Raw genomic sequence first — 19397 nt, 5'->3', positions numbered from 1 at the left:
TTGATCGGTTCGCCCCGGATTGCATCCGGGCTACTTTTTTCAGGACAGCATCCATGACCCATTTGCCCCAAGTGAAAATCCCCGCCACCTATATCCGTGGCGGCACCAGCAAGGGCGTGTTCTTCCGTCTGCAGGACCTGCCCGAGCGCTGCCAGCTACCGGGCGAGGCGCGTGACCAGCTGTTCATGCGCGTGATCGGCAGCCCCGATCCCTATGCGGCGCATATCGACGGCATGGGCGGCGCCACCTCCAGCACCAGCAAGTGCGTGATCCTGTCCAAGAGCAGCCAGCCCGCTCACGACGTGGACTATCTCTATGGCCAGGTCTCGATCGACAAGGCCTTCGTCGATTGGTCCGGCAACTGCGGCAATCTGTCCACCGCCGCCGGCGCCTTTGCCATCCATGCCGGGCTGGTCGATCCGGAGCGTATTCCGCAGGATGGCACCTGTGTGGTGCGCATCTGGCAGGCCAACATCAACAAGACCATCATCGCCCATGTGCCGGTGACCAATGGTCAGGTGCAGGAAACCGGTGACTTCGAGCTGGATGGGGTGACCTTTCCGTCGGCCGAGATTGTCCTGGAATTCATCGATCCGTCCGATGACGGTGAGGAGGGCGGTTCGATGTTCCCCACCGGCAACCTGGTCGACGATCTCGAGGTGCCCGGCATCGGCACCCTCAAGGCGACCATGATCACTGCTGGTATCCCGACCGTGTTCGTCAATGCCGAGGACATCGGCTACACCGGCAGCGAACTGCGCGAGGCAATCAACACGGACGCCAAGGCGCTGGAGAAGTTCGAGCAGATTCGTATCGCCGGAGCCCTGCGCATGGGTCTGATCAAGTCCGCAGAGGAAGCGGTTACCCGCCAGCACACGCCGAAAATCGCCTTCGTCGCGGGGGCCAAGGACTACGTCGCCTCCAGTGGCAAGACGATCGCCGCTGATGAAGTGGACCTGCTAGTGCGCGCGCTGTCCATGGGCAAGCTGCACCACGCCATGATGGGCACGGCTGCGGTGGCTATCGGTACGGCCGCCGCGATCCCCGGCACACTGGTCAATCTCGCCGCCGGCGGCGGTGAGCGCAGTGCGGTGCGCTTCGGTCATCCTTCGGGCACCTTGCGCGTCGGCGCCGAAGCTATTCAGGTCGACGGCAACTGGACGGTGACCAAGGCGATCATGAGCCGCAGCGCCCGGGTGCTGATGGAGGGCTGGGTGCGGGTACCTGCCGATGCATTCTAAGTTGCGTAGCGCCAGGCTCTGAGTAGCGCCTGGCATCCCTGGCATCCCTGGCGCACCGGGACGATACTGTCGTTATGTTAATGGGGAGAGGGAGGGCGCTCTTTTAGAGAGCTGGTTGGCTCTTACCCTCCGCCCGGGGAGGAAGCGTAAAGATGTCCGCTACCTTTGATCTGAATGACCGCCCGGATTATGACCAGGTTATTCAGAGCATTGCCGACTACGTGCTGAATTATCGCATCGAGTCTGCCGAGGCCCTGAGCACTGCATGCTACTGCCTGATGGACAGCCTCGGCTGCGGCTTGCTGGCTCTGCGTTTTCCCGAATGCAGCAAGCACCTCGGCCCCATCGTCGAGGGCACTGTCGTGCCGAACGGCGCCCGTGTTCCCGGCACTTCCTTCTGCCTCGATCCGCTCAAGGCCGCCTGGGACATCGGTTGCCTGATTCGCTGGCTGGATTACAACGACACCTGGCTGGCGGCCGAGTGGGGGCACCCATCGGACAATCTGGGCGGCATTCTCGCCGTGGCCGACCACTTGTCACAGAAGCGCGTAGCTCAGGGCGAAGCGCCGTTGCGCATGCGTGTGGTGCTCGAAGCGATGATCATGGCCCATGAGATCCAGGGAGTGTTTGCCTTGGCGAACTCTTTCAATCGCGTCGGCCTGGATCACGTTATTTTGGTCAAACTGGCCTCTACTGCAGTCACCGCGAAGCTGATGGGCGCCAGCCGTGAACAGTTGCTTTCGGCCATTTCCCACGCCTTCGTCGACGGCCAGGCGCTGCGTACTTACCGTCATGCGCCGAACGCCGGCTCGCGTAAATCCTGGGCGGCAGGCGATGCCAGCAGTCGTGGCGTGCGTTTGGCCGACATCGCCATGCGCGGTGAAATGGGCATCCCGGGGGTGCTTACCGTCTCCCAGTGGGGCTTCTATGACGTGCTGTTCAGTCATACCAACAAGGATTTGGCCATTAAGCCGGAGGATCAGCGCCAGTTCAGCTTCCCGCAGGGCTTCGGCAGCTATGTGATGGAAAACGTATTGTTCAAAATCAGTTTCCCTGCCGAGTTCCATGCGCAGACCGCCTGCGAGGCCGCCGTTAGGCTGCACCCGCAGGTCAAGGAGCGTCTACATGAGGTCGATAAAATCGTCATCACCACTCAGGAGTCGGCGATCCGCATCATCTCCAAGGTTGGCAAGCTGGCTAATCCTGCCGACCGCGACCACTGTCTGCAGTACATGGTTGCGGTGCCGTTGGCCTTTGGCAGTCTGGTCGCTGAGCAGTACGGGGACGACTATCACGCCGCTCACCCGATCATCGACGAGTTGCGCGAGAAGATGGAGGTCGTCGAAGACTCTCGCTACAGCCGAGAGTATCTGGAAGCCGACAAGCGCTCGATCGCCAATGCCATCCAGGTGTTTTTCAAGGACGGCAGTAGTACTGAGCAAGTCGCGGTCGAATATCCGATCGGTCACCGCCGACGGCGCGCCGAGGGCATTCCGCTGCTGGAAGACAAGTTCAAAGCCAGCCTGGCGACCAGATTCAGCGATCAACGTAGCGCCGAGATATTCGCGCTGTGCAAGGATCAGGTCCGGCTACAGGCCACGCCGGTCAATCGGTTCATGGATATGTGGGTGATCTGATTGTGTCGCGGTTCGCCCCAGGGCCAGGGTTGAGGGCAATAAAAAACCGCTTGCAGCGGTTTTTTATTGCCTGGCCTGTAGGCTTACTTAAAACGCCGCTCGACGCCTTTTTCCACCAGGATTTTTGCGGAAATCTCCTCCACCGAGAAGTGTGTCGAGTTGATCGAGTTGATGTTCTCGCGGCGGAACAGACTTTCCACTTCGCGCACCTCGAACTCACACTGCGCATAGCTGGCGTAACGGCTGTTGGGTTTACGCTCGTTGCGGATTGCGGTCAGGCGATCCGGGTCAATGGTCAGGCCGAACAGCTTGTCTTTGTATTTCTTCAGCGCGGCTGGCAGCTGTAGGCGTTCCATGTCTTCTTCGGTCAGCGGGTAATTGGCTGCGCGAATACCGTATTGCATGGCCATATACAGGCAGGTTGGGGTCTTGCCACAGCGAGAGACGCCGACCAGGATCAGATCGGCCTTGTCGTAATAGTGGGTGCGTGCGCCATCGTCATTGTCCAGGGCGAAGTTGACCGCCTCAATACGCTCCATGTAGTTGGAGTTGTGCCCGATGGAATGGGATTTGCCCACCGAGTAAGACGAGTGCGAGCTTAGTTCCTGTTCCAAAGGGGAGAGGAAGGACGAGAAAATGTCGATCATGAAACCATCGGATTCGGCGAGGATCTCACGAATGTCCTGGTTGACGATGGTGTCGAAGATGATCGGGCGCGCGCCGTCTTTCTCGGCAGCGCTATTGATTTGTTGTACCATTGCGCGCGCTTTTTCCACGCTATCAATGTACGGTCGCGTGAGTTTGGTGAAGCTGATAGTTTCGAACTGCGCCAACAGGCTTTGACCCAGGGTTTCGGCCGTGATGCCAGTGCCGTCGGAGATGAAAAAAGCGGTTCGTTTCATTTGCGCCATGGGCCTTAAGCTGAGGACGATTCTTGGCTATCATGGGCCCAGTTTTGCCGGCCCTAACCAGGCGGCATTGTTACTTATTTTCCAGGGCCCGGCCACAGGCGTGCGGATTCGCTCCGCCGAACCTTCCCAGCCCCCTTGAGCTTTTCCAACACCTTAGTGGAGAGATCACCTTGGTAGAGTACGTAGTTTCCCTCGATAAGCTCGGCGTCCATGATGTTGAGCACGTAGGGGGCAAAAACGCCTCCCTGGGCGAGATGATTAGCAACCTTGCAGGCGCCGGCGTCTCGGTTCCTGGCGGTTTCGCCACTACCGCGCAGGCTTACCGCGACTTTCTCGAGGAGAGCGGCCTGAATGCGAAGATCCATGCTGCCCTCGATGCGCTGGATGTCGATGACGTCAATGCGCTGGCCAAGACTGGTGCGCAGATCCGCCAGTGGGTGATGGAAGCTCCGTTTTCGGAGCGTTTGAACGCCGAAATCAGCGAAGCCTTCGCTGCCATGGCTGATGGCAACGACAACATGGCAGTGGCCGTACGCTCTTCGGCCACCGCTGAAGACCTGCCTGACGCGTCTTTTGCCGGCCAGCAGGAAACCTTCCTGAACATCCGTGGCGTGGACAATGTGATCCGTGCGGCTAAAGAAGTGTTCGCCTCGCTGTTCAATGACCGCGCCATTTCCTACCGCGTGCACCAGGGCTTTGACCACAAGCTGGTGGCCCTGTCTGCTGGTGTGCAGCGCATGGTGCGTTCGGAAACCGGTACCGCCGGGGTGATGTTCACCCTCGATACCGAGTCGGGCTTCCGTGACGTGGTGTTCATTACTGGTGCCTATGGTCTCGGTGAGACCGTGGTGCAGGGTGCGGTGAACCCTGACGAGTTCTATGTCCACAAACATACGCTGGAAGCCGGTCGTCCGGCCATCTTGCGGCGTAACCTGGGCAGCAAAGCGATCAAGATGATCTACGGCGACGAAGCCAAGGCCGGCAAGTCGGTCAAGGTCGTCGACGTAGAGCGCGCCGAACGCGCGCGCTTCTGTCTGACTGATGCCGAAGTCAGCGAGCTGGCCAAGCAGGCGATGATCATCGAGAAACACTACAAGTGCCCGATGGACATCGAGTGGGCTAAGGACGGCGATGACGGCAAGCTGTACATCGTCCAGGCCCGCCCGGAAACCGTGAAGAGCCGCACCAACGCCACGGTGATGGAGCGTTACCTGCTCAAGGAAACCGGCACTGTGCTAGTGGAAGGGCGCGCTATTGGTCAGAAGATCGGCGCCGGTAAGGTGCGGGTGATCAACGACATCTCCGAAATGGATAAGGTCCAGCCGGGCGACGTACTGGTTTCCGACATGACCGACCCGGATTGGGAACCAGTCATGAAGCGCGCCAGCGCCATCGTCACCAACCGCGGCGGGCGCACTTGCCACGCGGCGATTATCGCTCGCGAGCTGGGTGTGCCGGCGGTGGTTGGTTGTGGCAATGCCACTCAGGTGTTGAAGGATGGCCAGGGCGTGACCGTGTCCTGCGCCGAAGGCGACACCGGCTTCATCTTCGAAGGCGAGCTGGGCTTTGATGTGCGCAAGAACTCGGTCGACGCAATGCCGGAGTTGCCGTTCAAGATCATGATGAACGTCGGCAACCCCGATCGCGCCTTTGACTTTGCCCAACTGCCGAACGCTGGGGTGGGCCTGGCTCGACTGGAGTTCATCATCAACCGGATGATCGGCGTGCACCCTAAAGCACTGTTGAACTTCGCCGGCTTGCCGACCGAGATCAAGGACAGTGTGGAGAAGCGCATTGCCGGTTACGACGATCCGGTCAACTTCTATGTCGAGAAGCTGGTCGAGGGTATCAGTACCCTGGCTGCAGCGTTCTGGCCGAAGAAAGTCATCGTGCGCCTGTCCGACTTCAAGTCCAACGAATATGCCAACCTGATCGGCGGCAAGCTCTACGAGCCGGAAGAAGAGAACCCCATGCTCGGTTTCCGCGGGGCTTCGCGCTACATCAGCGAGTCGTTCCGTGATTGCTTCGAGCTGGAGTGCCGCGCGCTGAAGAAAGTGCGCAACGAAATGGGCCTGACCAATGTCGAGATCATGGTGCCGTTCGTGCGTACGCTCGGCGAAGCCAGCCAGGTCATAGACCTGCTTGCCAGCAATGGCCTGGAACGAGGCAAGGATGGCCTGAAAGTCATCATGATGTGCGAGTTGCCGTCCAACGCGATCCTGGCTGAGGAGTTCCTCGAGTACTTTGATGGTTTCTCGATCGGTTCCAACGACCTGACTCAGCTTACCCTGGGGCTGGATCGTGACTCCGGCATCGTCGCCCACCTGTTCGATGAGCGTAATCCTGCGGTGAAGAAGCTGCTGGCCAATGCGATTCAGGCGTGTAACAAGGCGGGTAAGTACATCGGCATCTGCGGCCAGGGGCCATCGGATCACCCGGATCTGGCCAAGTGGCTAATGGAGCAGGGCATCGAAAGCGTGTCATTGAACCCTGATTCGGTGCTGGATACCTGGTTCTTCTTGGCGGAAGCTCAGCCTACCTGATCGACCGTTGACCTATTGATCGAGGGCGGGTTATCCCGCCCTTTTTTGTGGCTTGTCATCCATGGCTGCCACCCTTCGGGCCGTCGCTAGGCGACGTGAAAAATTGCTCCCGGCAATTTTTTGTACCAGAGCGAAGAAGATGCAAAGCAGTAGTGAGCTTTTCCCCGTCGCCTTGATCAGCGCGGAGTTTCGTGGCGATCTGAGTGAAGACGTCTATCGCCTCAAGCCCGGCAACAGCCCGGATCGCAGTGTTGAATTGGCGCTGACCCGTCTCGGGCGTGCCGGTCACGCAGATGAGCGTGGTATGCCGGTTATCCTGTTGCCTGGTAGCTTTTCCAATCGGCGTTTCTGGTACTCGCCCAAGGGTATTGGCTTGGGTCCGTACTTGGCGCGGGCAGGGTTCGATGTATGGATCGCGGAAATGCGCGGTCATGGTTTGTCGCCGCGCAATCAAGCGTATAAGCACAACCGCGTCAGCGATTATGTGCGCTACGACTTGCCGGCCATTGCCGACTTCGTGCATGAACAAAATCCGCACCCGGCCCACTGGCTGGGGCACTCATTGGGCGGCATCACTTTAGCTGGTGCGCTTGGTGGGCACTATCTGGATGAGCGCAAAGTGGCGTCGACGGCTCTGTTCGGTAGCCAGATCAGTCGGGTCTACTGGCCGTTGAAAGTGCCGCCGGTGGAGTGGGGTGGGCGCCTGTTGCTCAAGCGTTTTACCGTGTTGTCTGGTTCCCGGCTCAAGCGCGGGCCGGAAGATGAGCCCATTGGCCTGGCGCTGGAAAGTCTGCGCTGGCATGGTTTATTTGGTCGCTTTGGCGATGCAGAGCGCGATTGGTGGCGCGGTTTGGCCGAGGTGCGGGTGCCGGTTATGGCCGTCAGTGCCGTTGGCGATACGCAGGACCCTGCATGGGCGTGCCGCAAGTTGCTTGATCAGTTTGGCTCCGTAGCGCGTGAGTTTATCTGTCTGGGCAAGGAAAACGGCTTTTCCAGTGATTTCGGGCATGTGGAGATGCTGGTCAGCAAAGAGGCGCAACATGAAGTCTGGCCACTGGCGGAGCAATGGCTGCGTAAGGTGCCGTTATTGGCTGCTGGGCTTGAAATGACCAGTTTTGAGGGTGATGCGAGCATTCCGTCAGAGCGGTCATCCGGTTAAGATGTGACGCAAGCAGGATTTGTAGTCACTTTCTGCTGTTTGCGGGGGTGAAATGTTCATTGCCCTGGAGCGTTTGCTGAACCTGGAGGAAGGCTATCGGCAGGTCTTCCGGGTTCAGGGCCGTGACGTGCTGTTAATGGTTGTCGAGGGACGCGCGCTGCTGCTGGAGAGCCGTTGCCCGCATCAGGGCGCCTCCCTGCACAACGCTACGCTCGTCGGTAGTGTGCTTCGTTGCGCGCGCCACGGCGTAGAGTTTGATGTGATCACTGGGCGTGCTTTGAGCGCTAGTTGTGCCAGCCTGTTGCAGCTGCCTTTGGCCTACGAGGGTGATCGTGTCGGTATCGACCTGTGAAACCTGATTTCCAACGATAGAAAGGAGTTTTGCCATGCACTACATCACGCCTGATTTGTGTGACGCCTATCCTGAGCTGGTGCAGGTCGTTGAGCCGATGTTCAGCAATTTCGGTGGTCGCGACTCCTTTGGTGGTGAAATCGTCACCATCAAGTGTTTCGAGGACAACTCGCGGGTCAAGGAGCAAGTCGAGCAGCCAGGTAAGGGCAAGGTGATGGTGGTCGATGGTGGTGCCTCGATGCGTTGCGCCTTGCTCGGGGACATGCTCGCAGAAAAAGCGGCAAAGAATGGCTGGGAGGGCATTGTGGTCTATGGCTGTGTGCGCGATGTCGACGTGCTTGCGCAGACCGATCTCGGTGTGCAGGCGCTGGCCAGTCATCCGCTGAAAACCGACAAGCGCGGTATTGGTGACCTTGATGTGGTCGTGACTTTCGGCGGTGTGTCATTCCGCCCGGGTGAATATGTCTATGCCGACAATAACGGCATCATTGTGTCGCCTTCCGCGCTGAAAATGCCTGAATAACCAAGCGCCTGAGTTTCGCTTGGGCAGGTTGTCGAGTGCGGCCTAGGGGCTGCCTGCTGGCGCTGTATATAAATTCCTCGGCAAGTCGTTTGTCTGCGCTTGATTCCCTGATGATGCAGGCCAGTCATCGGCGCCGAGCTGTTGTTCGAGCGCCCGCTGCGCTTGGCATATTTCCGATACATCATTGAGTGCTATTTCTTCCGGTGCTGAGCACTGGCTGTCTTTTCAGGTAGGGGTCAAACGTGGTTGAGGAGCGCAACGCGGAACAGGGGCTGGTGCATGCCTTCGTTCTGGATGGTCAGGGCGGTGCTCGTGCGATCACTCGAGATCAGCTGGGTGGCCTTGAGCTTGCCGAGTCGGAGAGTCTCTGGCTGCACTGGGATCGAAGTCATCTGCAGACTCAGGCTTGGCTGCGGCATGAGGCCGGCCTGAGCGAATTCGCCTGTGACCTGCTACTTGAAGAAAATACCCGGCCGCGCATGTTGCCTTTGCCCAATCATGAGCTGTTGTTGTTCCTGCGTGGCGTCAACCTCAACCCAGGGGCGGAGCCTGAGGACATGGTTTCGGTGCGCATTTTTGCCGATGCGCGTCGGGTCATATCCTTGCGCCTGCGGCCGTTGCGTGCGAGTGAGGACTTGATCCGCGACCTGCAAGCAGGCAGGGGGCCGAAAACCTCGTCCGAACTTATCCTCAGTCTGGCCGACTACCTCACCGACAAGGTTGATGCGCTGGTCAACGAACTGTCCGATCAGGTCGATGAGCAGGAGGAGCAGATCGATGCCGATGAGCATCTGTTGCCGAATCACGACCTGTTGCTGCAGATGCGCCGACGTGCGGCTGGCTTGCGCCGTTTCCTGGCGCCGCAGCGTGATATCTATGCGCAACTGACGCGTAACCAGCAACCCTGGTTCGTGGCGGACGATACCGATTACTGGAACGAGCTGAATAACCGCCTGACCCGTTACCTGGAGGAGCTGGAGCTCAGCCGCGAGCGGGTCAGTCTGGTGCTGGATGCCGAGAATCGGCGTATGGACGAGCGGATGAATCGCATCATGTACCGCTTCAGCATCATCACTATGGTGTTTCTACCCATGAGTTTTCTCACTGGTTTGCTGGGTATCAACGTTGGTGGCATGCCGGGGGCAGAGAGTCCTTTTGGCTTTCTCTTTGCCTGCCTGATCATGTTTCTCATCGGCCTCGGTCAGTGGTGGCTGTTCCGTCGTTGGCGCTGGCTTTGATGTGACTATTCGACTGTCTGCCTCGTCTAGCGACACATGCTGTGAGGAGTGTTATGCACGATCCCTTTGAAGAATCCCTGCGCGATTTACTCAAGTCACCGTCGTCGACTCATGATGACGATGCGTGTTTGCATCGCGTGTTGAAAACCGCCAACCGCCAGGTCGGTGCCGGTGATCTGTTCGGTTTGATGGGGCATTGGCTCGGCGCGCTGATGATTGCTCTGAATAACGGCTCGGCGCATGTGTCGCCGGTTTCTCGCCGGCACCCTTCTGTACGCTCTACTGATAAGGCTGACTGAAATGGAACTCGATCCCTGGACTCAAAGCCTGATTGCTGCGATGACTGCGCTCTGGACTAAGGTCGCTGGCTTTATTCCGAACCTGTTCGTGGCGCTGATTCTCGTGCTGCTTGGTTTTGTCGTGGCCAAACTGCTCGACACGTTGCTGTCCAAGCTGCTCGGTAAGCTCGGCCTGGATCGACTCATGGCCGGTACCGGCTTGACCAAGCTGCTCAGTCGGGCGGGTATACAGGTGCCGGTTTCGACCTTGATCGGCAAGATCATCTATTGGTTCGTGCTGCTAATTTTTCTCGTTTCGGCGGCCGAATCGCTGGGCCTGGAGCGGGTGTCCGCGACGCTCGATGTACTCGCCCTGTATTTGCCGAAAGTCTTCGGTGCAGCCCTGGTGCTGCTTGCAGGGGTGCTCTTGGCTCATCTGCTCAGCGGTTTGGTGCGTGGCGCGGCGGAGGGCGTGGGGCTCGATTACGCCTACGGCCTGGGGCGCATCGCTCAGGGTCTGGTCATCATCATCAGCATTTCAGTGGCCATCGGCCAGTTGGAGGTCAAGACCGATCTGTTGAACAACGTCATTGGCATAGTGCTGATTTCGGTAGGTTTGGCTGTGGCGCTGGCACTGGGTTTGGGCAGCCGGGAAATCGCCGGGCAAATTCTGGCTGGTATCTATGTGCGTGAGTTGTATCAGGTCGGGCAACAAGTTCAGGTTGGCGATGTCGAAGGGCAGATCGAGGAGATTGGCACGGTCAAGACGACCCTGTTGACCGATGCGGGCGAATTGGTCTCAGTGGCCAATCGGACCTTGCTCGAACAGCGGGTAAGCAGTCGCTAACGCGCCATTCTGTTAATGTATGCCGCCTACCCAGCCGCCTGATTCGTCAGGTGCTGGCGGACTGTGTTTTGACTGCCGGCCCGACTCGTTTTGAATAAAGCCCAATCACTGTCTATGCGTTATGACCCCCGCGAGCTCTCGGACGAGGAGCTGGTGGCGCGCGCGCATGACGAATTGTTCCACATCACTCGTGCTTATGAAGAGCTGATGCGTCGTTACCAGCGCACATTATTCAATGTCTGTGCGCGCTATTTGGGGAACGAACGTGACGCCGACGATGTCTGTCAGGAGGTCATGCTTAAGGTTCTTTATGGTTTGAAGAACTTTGAGGGTAAATCCAAGTTCAAAACCTGGCTTTACAGTATTACTTACAACGAGTGCATTACCCAGTACCGCAAAGAGCGCCGCAAGCGCCGCTTGATGGACGCTCTAAGTCTGGATCCTTTGGAAGAGGCGTCGGAAGAAAAGGCGCCTAACATTGAAAGTCCTGCCGGCTTGGATCGCTGGTTAGTTCATGTCAATCCAATCGATCGGGAAATTCTGGTGCTACGTTTTGTCGCAGAGCTGGAGTTTCAGGAGATTGCCGACATCATGCACATGGGTCTGAGCGCCACGAAAATGCGCTACAAACGTGCGCTAGATAAATTGCGAGAAAAATTTTCCGATAGCGCCGAAACTTAAGTTGTTTTCAGTATGTCAAAACGCAGGCTTACTTTCGGTAAATCTGATACAGTTCGCCGGCTAAGGTTGTCTTGAGTTTGTTGGACAACTTGCTGGCTACCAGGACACAACAGGGATTAATGATGAAATTTAAAAACACTTTAGGCGTTGTCATCGGCTCATTGCTCGCTACTTCTGCTTTCAGCGCGCTGGCGCAGGGCCAAGGCGCGGTCGAAGTGGAGGGCTTTGCCAAGAAGGAAATCTTCGACAGCGCTCGTGACTTCAAGAACAACGGCAACCTGTTCGGCGGTAGCGTCGGTTACTACCTGACCGACGATGTTGAGCTGCGTCTGGGTTACGACGAAGTGCACAACGCCCGTGGCGAAGACGGTCGTAACATCAAGGGCGCCAACACCGCCCTGGATGCTCTGTATCACTTCAACAACGCTGGCGACGCACTGCGTCCTTACGTCTCCGCCGGTTTCTCCGATCAGAGCATCGGTCAATCCGGGCGCAGCGGTCGTAACGGTTCTACCTTCGCCAATGTTGGCGGCGGCGCCAAGTACTACATCACTGAGAACCTCTACGCCCGCGCTGGTGTCGAAGCTCAGTACAACATCGACCAAGGCGACACCGAGTGGGCGCCAAGTATCGGTATCGGCATGAACTTCGGCGGTGGCAGCAAGCCAGTCGCCCAGGTGGCAGAAGCCGCTCCAGAGCCGATGCCAGAGCCGATGCCTGTTGAAGAGCCAGCCCAGGTTGTACGTGTTGAGCTGGACGTGAAGTTCGACTTCGACAAGGCTCGCGTCAAGGAAGAAAGCTACGGTGATATCAAAAACCTGGCTGATTTCATGAAGCAGTACCCACAGACCACCACCACCGTTGCCGGTCACACTGACTCCGTCGGTACTGACGCTTACAACCAGAATCTGTCCGAGAAGCGTGCAAGCGCCGTTCGTGAAGTTCTGGTTAACCAGTACGGTGTTGAAGGCGAGCGTGTAAGCGCTGCCGGTTATGGCGAATCTCAGCCAGTTGCCGATAACGCAACTGAGTCGGGCCGTGCGATCAACCGCCGCGTAGAAGCTGAAGTAGAAACCCAGGTTAAGTAAGGGTTTCCGCTTTAGATAAAGCCCGGCCTCGGCCAATGCCCGTCTGAGGCATTGGCTCTACAGGCCAGGAATAGAAACAGGTCCATGTTTTTCATGGGCCTGTTTTTTTTTGCCTTTTGATCATCTTTGCTCGCTCCTCATTGTCTGGGTTAACCGTTTGCTTCAGGGCGAGCCGTCCGCAGTCAGTTGTTGTTTTACCCAGTCACAGAAGCTGCGAGTCAGTGAGCTACTTTCGCTGTCGCGGTGAATCAGCCAGGCCCAGTTGGGGCCGCGCACGCTTTGCTCGGCCAAGGGCTGCAACAATCCGCTGGCACGCGCCTGTTGCGCCAGCAACTGGCTGACCAGCGCGATGCCCAGTCCACCGCAGGCGGCGTCCAGCAGCAGCCCGGGGTCGGAGAAGTTCAGGCCGTGGCCCTGCTGACCGACATCCACGCCAGCTTCCACCTCCCAGTGACTCCAGTCCATCTCCCGCTCACCGTGCAGCGTTGTGCGCTCGGCTGTGGGTGTTTCCAGCAGTGCGGGGTGACAGGCCGGATAGAGGCGGTCGTGCAGCAGCAACTGAAAGCTGCACTCGGCCTGGGCAGCGATGTCATCGCGCAGCGCCAGGTCGATGGTCTGGCTGACCATGTCCGGCGCCTCGTCGGTGGTGAACAGCCAGAGATCGATTTCTGGATGACGACGATGGAAATCGCCCAGGCGCGGCAGCAGCCAGTGGCGGGCGAAGGCCGGGGTAGTGTTGACCACCAGCTGGTTGGGTTTGCTGTATTGCTCCAGGCGACGAATGCCCACGGCCAGTTGCTGCAGCAGCGACTGGGTGGTGCTGAGCAGGTCGTGGCCCGCGTCGGTGAGGCTGACGCTGCGTCCGCTGCGGTAGAACAGCGGCTGTTCCAGGTAGCCTTCCAGACTGCGGATCTGCTGGCTGATGGCTGACTGGGTGAGGTGCAGTTCCTCGGCGGCCTTGTGAAAACTGCCCAGGCGAGCGGCGGCTTCGAAGCCGCGCAGGGCGTTCAAGGGTGGCCAGTGCTTAAGCATTATTGATAAGTCCTGCTAATCATTAGTGGGCAAAATCCATCGTTTGTTATGCGATTTTTAGAGGCCTAGGATGGGTGCTATGACTGCTTCGGCGGTTTTCAGTGATAACCACTACTTAACTGAAAGGCACTTGTCATGCAACACAACGACTCGCAGCAAGCGGGCTGGTGGATGCCAGCCGAATGGGCTCAGCACGCCGCCACCTGGATGGTCTGGCCGCACAATCAGCCGCTCTGGGAGTCCGGCTGGGGCGTGACCCTGGCCCAGGTGCAGGAAGATTTCGCCCGGGTGGCCAATACAATCGCCCGCTTCGAGCCGGTCAAGCTGGTGGTCGACCCGTCCGCGGTCGAACGCGCTCGTGCACTGTGTGGGCCAGGCGTCGAGCTGATCGAACTGGCGGTCAACGACAGTTGGTGTCGCGACAGCGGCCCTAGTTTCATCTGCCACCCGCAGCAGGGCCTGGCAGGGGTTAGCTGGCGCTTCAACGCCTGGGGTGGCAAGTCGGCTCATGACCTGGACGAGAGCTTGGCCCGGCGGGTGCTCAACGGCCTGGGTCTGGAGTGTTTCGGTACGCCGCTGGCCAATGAGGGCGGCGCCATTCACGTGGACGGCGAGGGCACGCTGATCACCACCGAGTCGGTGCTGCTCAACCCCAATCGCAACCCGGGTCTGAGCAAGGCCGAGATGGAAGCCATCTTCGCCCGCCTGCTAGGGGTGAAGAAGACCATCTGGCTGCCGGGCGATCCGGATTATGTCACCGGCGACATGACCGACGGCCACGTCGACGGCGTGTGTGCCTTCGCCCGTCCCGGTGCGTTGCTGGTGGACGCCACCCATGACCAGGGTTCGGTCTACGCCGAGGTGGTGCGCGAGAACCGTCGTGCCCTGGAATTGGCCACCGACGCCCGTGGCCGTCAGTTCGAGCTGCTGGAGCTGTACGAGGCCAGCGCTGCGGTTGACAGCGCGGCCGAGGTGTTCTGCGCCTCCTACACCAACTTCTACATCGCCAACGGCGCCATCATCATGCCGGCCTATGGCATCGCCGCCGACCGGGTCGCCGCCGAGACTCTGGCCATGGCCTTCCCCGGCCGTGAGGTGATGCCCGTGCAGATCACACACCTGGCCCATGGCGGCGGCGGGGTGCACTGCATCACCCAGCAACAGCCGGCCTGGCCGACGAAGGGGTGAGCCAATGAGCATGCTGTGTATCGCCACGACTCAGTTCGCCTGCAGCTGGGACCTGAACCGCAATCTTGACCAGGCCGAGCAGCTGGTACGCCAGGCGGCGGCCCAGGGCGCCCAGGTGATCCTGCTGCAGGAGCTGTTCGCCACCCCGTATTTCTGCATCGAGCAGGACCACAAACACTTGGCGCTGGCTGAGGAATACAGCGACAGCAAAGTGCTCAAGCGCTTCGCCGCGTTGGCGGCAGAGCTGGGCGTGGTGCTGCCGCTGAGCTGGTTCGAGAAGGCCGGCAACGCCTACTTCAACTCGCTGAGCGTGGCCGATGCCGATGGGCGCCTGCTCGGCGTCTACCGCAAGACCCATATCCCCAACGCTATTGGCTATCAGGAGAAGGAGTACTTCAGCCCCGGCGACACCGGCTTCCGGGTCTGGGATACCGCCTACGGTCGCCTCGGCCTGGGCATCTGCTGGGATCAGTGGTTCCCGGAGACGGCTCGCTGCCTGGCCCTGATGGGCGCCGAAGTGCTGCTGTTTCCCACCGCCATCGGCTCCGAGCCGGGCGCCGCGGCGCTGGACTCACGCGATCATTGGCAGATGGCCATGCGTGGTCATGCCGCCGCCAATATTCTCCCGGTGATCGCAGCCAATCGCGTTGGCCGCGAGGTGGCGACCAACGACCCCGAGTTGGCGATGAGCTTCTACGGCTCGTCTTTTATCAGCAACCACAAGGGCAAGCTGTTGGTCGAGGCCGACCGTGACTCGACCGGTGTGCTGGTACAGACCCTAGACCTTGCGGCCATGCGCGAAGAGCGCCTGACCTGGGGCATCTACCGTGACCGTCGTCCAGAAATGTACGGACCCCTGCTGGGCCTGGACGGTCGTCAATCCCATGTGCGCTGGATGGCGCGAGGAGCATCCGATGTATAAGCACAGCAAACCACTGGCCGCTCTGGCCATCAGCCTGGGGCTGTTGACTCAGCCACTGATGGCCGCAGAGAAAGTGATGAACCTGTACAACTGGGCCGACTACTTCGCCGAGGACACCCTGGCCAAGTTCACCGCCGAAACCGGCATCCGCGTGGTCTACGACGTGATGGACAGCAGTGAGACGCTGGAGGCCAAGATGATGTCCGGCGGCAGCGGCTATGACCTGATCTTCCCCGGCGATACCGTGGCCGAACGGCTGATGCGTGCCGGTGCCCTGCAACCGCTGGACAAATCCAAGCTGACCGAACTGGACGACATAGAGCCGGGGCTGCAGGCGCTGCACGCCCAGTACCCCAAGTCCCGCGACGCCACGGTGCCTTACACCTGGGGCACCATCGGTCTGACCTATAACGCCGAGATGATCAATCAACGAATGCCCGGCGCACCGGTGAACAGCCTGGATATGTTGTTCAAGCCGGAGCTGGCGGCCAAGTTCGCCGACTGCGGGATTTCCCTGATTGACTCGCCCGACGAGGTGTTGGCGGTGGCGCTCAACTACTTGGGGCGCGATCCGCGTAGCGCTAAGCGGGACGACCTGGAGGCGGTGCAAGACTTGCTGATGAAGCTGCGCCCCCATGTGACCAAACTGCAGTCGCAGCCGGTCACCAACCTGGTCAACGGCAACCTGTGCCTGTCGCTCGGCTACAGCGGCGACATAACTCAGGCCCAGCGCGCGGCGGACGCCGCCGGCAAGCAGATGGATTTCCAGTACCACATCCCCAGCGAGGGCACCACGGTGTGGATGGACACCATGGCGATTCCCGCTGATGCCAAGCATCCGGAGTACGCCTACGCCTTCATCAACTTCGTCATGCGCCCGGAGAATATGGCGGCCATTAGCAACTTCACCGGCTACCCCACTTCCAGCGCCAAGGCGCGTGCCGCTGTCGACCCGCAGATGCGCGATAACCCGGATATCTACCTGAGCGAGGCCGGTTACGCGCGGCTGATCCCCGGCAAGGATATTCCGCAGCGCGACATGCGTGCGCGCATGCGCGCCTGGACCCAGTTCAAGACCGCCACCGCAACAGCCACCCCGCAGTGACGGCCAGCGCGCGGCCGGACAGCCGCCGCTGTTATGAATTGGAATAAAGGATGAAGCCATGAGAGTAACAGTCTGCCAATGGGACAGCCGCCCCGAGGCGTTAGCCGCACAAGTGCAGACGCTGATCAGCCATTGCCGCCTGTCCGGCAGCGAGCTGCTGTTGCTGCCGGAAATGCCCTTCGATCACTGGTTGGCGGCTTCGCCAGAGGTCGAAGCCGAGCGCTGGGCGCTATCGGTGAAGTTGCATCTGGACTGGCTGCGGTGCTTGTCGATGCTGCCGCCACTGACGCTGTTCGCCTCGCGTCCGGTCGTCGACAAGCAAGGTGCCCGACTGAACCGCGCCTTCTATTGGAATGCCGAGGAGGGCTTGGTAGATGGCCATGACAAGTTTCACTTGCCCGACGAGGAGGGTTATTGGGAGTCCCGTTGGTACAGCCCCGGCAGTGGCGACTTTTCCTGTGTCGGACCGGCGGCCTGCCAGGTCGGCAGTCTGATCTGTTCGGAGCTGTGGTTTCTCGAGCATGCCCGCCACTATGGCCGGCAGCAGGCCCATGTGCTCTGTGTGCCACGCGCCACGCCGTCGTTGGGTAACGATACCTGGCTGGCGGCGGGGCGCACCGCGGCGATAGTCGCCGGCGCCTATTGCCTGTCGTCCAACCAGTATCGTCCCGAGGGGGCGACGCCGGACATGGCCGGTGTCGGCTGGGTGATAGATCCGGACGGCAGCGTGCTGGCCACCACCAGCGCCAACACCCCCTTCGTCACCCTGGATATCGACCTGGCCTATGCCGAGGCGGCCAAGCACAGCTACCCACGTTATTTGGTGTAAGTGGCGGGGCCGGAGGTCCCGCTGGAATTGATAGATGAGGATTTTATGCGAGTTGCCCTGAGTCTTACCGGCCTGCTGATGTTGGCCAGCTTCGCCCTGCATGCCGCCGAGCCTGCTGCCACGCTGTTGCACAACGGCAAGTTCTACACGGTGAATGAACAGCAGCCATGGGCCAGCGCCCTGGCCATTGACGAGGACGGACGGATTCTCGCCGTGGGCGATAGCCAGGCGCTGCAGGCCTATGTCGACGATCAGACTGAGCGGGTCGACCTGCAGGGGCGCCTGGTTCTGCCGGGTTTTCAGGACACCCACGCCCATGTGCTGGATGCCTCTTCCGAGGCCCAGGGCGATTGCACCCTCAGTCCCGAAGATGAGGTGCCGCAGTGGCTGGAGGAGCTGAGTGCCTGTAATGCCGAGGATGAGGGTGAGTGGCTGGTGGGCTGGGGCTTCGCTCTGCACCGCCTATTGGCAGAAGAGGAGTCGCCGCGCGACCTGCTTGACGCCGTGGTGGCGGACCGTCCGGTGACCCTGATGGAGGAGACTTCGCACTCCTACTGGCTCAACTCCAAGGGCCTGGAGCTGGCCGGAATCGACGCAGACAGCCCCGACCCGGTCGGCGGCGTGATCATGCGTGACGAAGACGGCCGGCCCACCGGTCTGGTACTGGACAACGCCGGCGATCTGGCCCTGGACCAGGCGCTGCCACCGTCCAGGGTGCTCGAAGAGGTCTACTACCAGGCCGTATTGGCGGGCCAGGATGAGCTGGCGAAGAACGGCATCACCTCGGTGGCCGACGCCCGAGTGTTCTGGCGTCGTGGTCACCTCCAGGCCTGGCAGAAGGCCGCCCAGCGCGACGAACTGAAGGCGCGCACCTCCCTCGGCCTGTGGGCCTACCCATCGCTGGACGACGCCGAGCAGCTGGCCGAGCTCAAGGCCCTGTATCAGCCTGGCTCCGCCGATGACCTGCTGCGCGTCAATCAGATCAAGTTCTACGTCGACGGCATCATCCACAACACCACCGCGCGCTTGCAGCAGCCCTATGCCGAGAGTCTGCCGGGGGTCGATCGCAAGGGCCTGTACTACTTCGGCCCCGAGCGCCTGCAACGTTATGTCAGAGAGCTGTCGGACGCGGGCTTCGACATGCACATTCATGCCATCGGCGATCAGGCGGTGAACGATGCCCTGAATGCCATCCAGGCCGGCGGTGGCCAGGGCCGTCATCGCCTGACCCATGTCGAGCTGGTGAACAAGGCCGATCTACCGCGCTTCAAGCTACTGAACGTCACCGCCGACTTCCAGCCGAGCCGCTACTTCGCGCCGCCTTTTCTCAGGGACAACGAGCCACTGATCGGTCAGCGCAGCTACCAGCTGCTGCCATTGGGTCAGCTGCATGACGCCGGTGCGCGGGTTACCCTGAGTTCCGATTGGGACGTCAACCCGCTGTCGCCCCTGGGCATCATGCAGAACGCCCTGAGCCTGGGCGAGCGCAGTCTGCCAAGCCTGGAAACGGCGGTGCGTGCCTACACCCTGGATGCCGCCTACAGCCTGCGCCAGGAACAGGACACCGGTTCGCTGGAAGTGGGCAAGCAGGCCGACCTGGTGGTGCTAGATCGCGACATCTTCCAGTTGCCGGTCAAGCAGCTCGGCAAGACCAAGGTACTCTGGACTCTGCTCGGCGGCGAGGAGGTGTACCGCGACCCGGCCTTTTGATTCGGGCACCCGAGTCAGCCTTTTAGGTCATGGCGGGCTTTGCTTGTGGGCCGCGCTCAGGATGCGTTCTTCGGGGTTGCGGTGAAATCTGCGACAATCGCGGCCCTTACGAA

The 19397-nt window shown here is 60.1% G+C and carries 18 protein-coding genes; 16 read left to right on the top strand and 2 right to left on the bottom strand.

All coding sequences use genetic code 11. The features are described from left to right. The first annotated feature begins 53 nt into the window (after positions 1-53). Positions 54-1241: a 2-methylaconitate cis-trans isomerase PrpF gene (gene prpF / locus TMS3_RS13485; protein ID WP_025165803.1), complete on the top strand. Its 1188-nt coding sequence runs from the start codon at positions 54-56 to the stop codon at positions 1239-1241. A gap of 152 nt (positions 1242-1393) precedes the next feature. Further along, positions 1394-2878, top strand: coding sequence for a 2-methylcitrate dehydratase (prpD, locus tag TMS3_RS13480; RefSeq protein WP_025165802.1), 1485 nt, complete (start codon positions 1394-1396; stop codon positions 2876-2878). Between the two features lie 83 nt (positions 2879-2961). On the opposite strand, the gene ppsR is transcribed toward prpD, so the two are convergent. Beyond that, the gene (gene ppsR, locus TMS3_RS13475; protein WP_025165801.1) at positions 2962-3780 is read right to left on the bottom strand and encodes a posphoenolpyruvate synthetase regulatory kinase/phosphorylase PpsR; all 819 of its coding nucleotides are present in this window, start codon (positions 3778-3780) and stop codon (positions 2962-2964) included. A gap of 179 nt (positions 3781-3959) precedes the next feature. Between ppsR and ppsA the strand changes: the two genes are divergently transcribed. The 9 genes from ppsA (at position 3960) to TMS3_RS13430 (ending at position 12498) form a co-directional block, all read left to right on the top strand. Beyond that, on the top strand, positions 3960-6332 hold the full coding sequence (ppsA, locus tag TMS3_RS13470) for a phosphoenolpyruvate synthase (protein ID WP_025165800.1): 2373 nt from the start codon (positions 3960-3962) through the stop codon (positions 6330-6332). Positions 6333-6471: 139 nt separating this feature from the next. Continuing rightward, positions 6472-7491: an alpha/beta fold hydrolase gene (locus TMS3_RS13465; RefSeq protein WP_025165799.1), complete on the top strand. Its 1020-nt coding sequence runs from the start codon at positions 6472-6474 to the stop codon at positions 7489-7491. 52 nt (positions 7492-7543) lie between these two features. Further along, positions 7544-7843, top strand: a complete 300-nt coding sequence (locus TMS3_RS13460) for a Rieske (2Fe-2S) protein (RefSeq protein ID WP_025165798.1) — start codon at positions 7544-7546, stop codon at positions 7841-7843. A gap of 34 nt (positions 7844-7877) precedes the next feature. After that, positions 7878-8366, top strand: coding sequence for a ribonuclease E activity regulator RraA (gene rraA, locus TMS3_RS13455; protein ID WP_025165797.1), 489 nt, complete (start codon positions 7878-7880; stop codon positions 8364-8366). A gap of 242 nt (positions 8367-8608) precedes the next feature. After that, positions 8609-9604 carry a zinc transporter ZntB gene (locus TMS3_RS13450; RefSeq protein WP_025165796.1) on the top strand — a complete coding sequence of 332 codons (996 nt, stop codon included), beginning with the start codon at positions 8609-8611 and terminating at the stop codon, positions 9602-9604. A gap of 53 nt (positions 9605-9657) precedes the next feature. Next, positions 9658-9903, top strand: coding sequence for a hypothetical protein (locus tag TMS3_RS13445; protein WP_025165795.1), 246 nt, complete (start codon positions 9658-9660; stop codon positions 9901-9903). Position 9904: 1 nt separating this feature from the next. Then, positions 9905-10729 (top strand): mechanosensitive ion channel family protein, encoded by an 825-nt coding sequence (locus TMS3_RS13440; RefSeq protein ID WP_025165794.1) that lies wholly within the window; start codon positions 9905-9907, stop codon positions 10727-10729. Positions 10730-10819: 90 nt separating this feature from the next. Then, positions 10820-11410 carry an RNA polymerase sigma factor SigX gene (gene sigX, locus TMS3_RS13435; protein ID WP_025165793.1) on the top strand — a complete coding sequence of 197 codons (591 nt, stop codon included), beginning with the start codon at positions 10820-10822 and terminating at the stop codon, positions 11408-11410. A 122-nt stretch (positions 11411-11532) separates the two neighbouring features. Continuing rightward, the gene (locus tag TMS3_RS13430; RefSeq protein ID WP_025165792.1) at positions 11533-12498 is read left to right on the top strand and encodes an OmpA family protein; all 966 of its coding nucleotides are present in this window, start codon (positions 11533-11535) and stop codon (positions 12496-12498) included. A gap of 162 nt (positions 12499-12660) precedes the next feature. Here TMS3_RS13430 and TMS3_RS13425 read toward each other — a convergent pair whose 3' ends face one another. Beyond that, a complete protein-coding gene (locus tag TMS3_RS13425; protein WP_025165791.1) occupies positions 12661-13530 on the bottom strand; it encodes a LysR substrate-binding domain-containing protein in 870 nt (289 codons plus the stop codon). A 135-nt stretch (positions 13531-13665) separates the two neighbouring features. Here TMS3_RS13425 and TMS3_RS13420 point away from each other — a divergent pair, with 135 nt between their 5' ends. Genes TMS3_RS13420 through TMS3_RS13400 form a run of 5 tightly spaced genes read left to right on the top strand, consistent with a single transcriptional unit; the run spans position 13666 to position 19284 of the window. Then, positions 13666-14718 (top strand): agmatine deiminase family protein, encoded by a 1053-nt coding sequence (locus TMS3_RS13420; RefSeq protein WP_025165790.1) that lies wholly within the window; start codon positions 13666-13668, stop codon positions 14716-14718. A gap of 4 nt (positions 14719-14722) precedes the next feature. Next, positions 14723-15640, top strand: a complete 918-nt coding sequence (gene aguB / locus TMS3_RS13415; protein ID WP_025165789.1) for an N-carbamoylputrescine amidase — start codon at positions 14723-14725, stop codon at positions 15638-15640. Further along, positions 15633-16745: an extracellular solute-binding protein gene (locus TMS3_RS13410; RefSeq protein ID WP_025165788.1), complete on the top strand. Its 1113-nt coding sequence runs from the start codon at positions 15633-15635 to the stop codon at positions 16743-16745. The genes aguB and TMS3_RS13410 overlap by 8 nt, the downstream gene beginning before the upstream one ends. A gap of 58 nt (positions 16746-16803) precedes the next feature. Next, on the top strand, positions 16804-17574 hold the full coding sequence (locus tag TMS3_RS13405) for a carbon-nitrogen hydrolase family protein (RefSeq protein ID WP_025165787.1): 771 nt from the start codon (positions 16804-16806) through the stop codon (positions 17572-17574). 45 nt (positions 17575-17619) lie between these two features. Beyond that, positions 17620-19284, top strand: a complete 1665-nt coding sequence (locus TMS3_RS13400) for an amidohydrolase (protein WP_025165786.1) — start codon at positions 17620-17622, stop codon at positions 19282-19284. Positions 19285-19397: the final 113 nt, after the last annotated feature.

Source organism: Pseudomonas taeanensis MS-3, assembly GCF_000498575.2.
Lineage (GTDB): Bacteria > Pseudomonadota > Gammaproteobacteria > Pseudomonadales > Pseudomonadaceae > Aquipseudomonas > Aquipseudomonas taeanensis.
The sequence above is the reverse complement of the archived record's forward strand: the minus strand, read 5'-3'. Positions and strand labels throughout refer to the sequence as shown.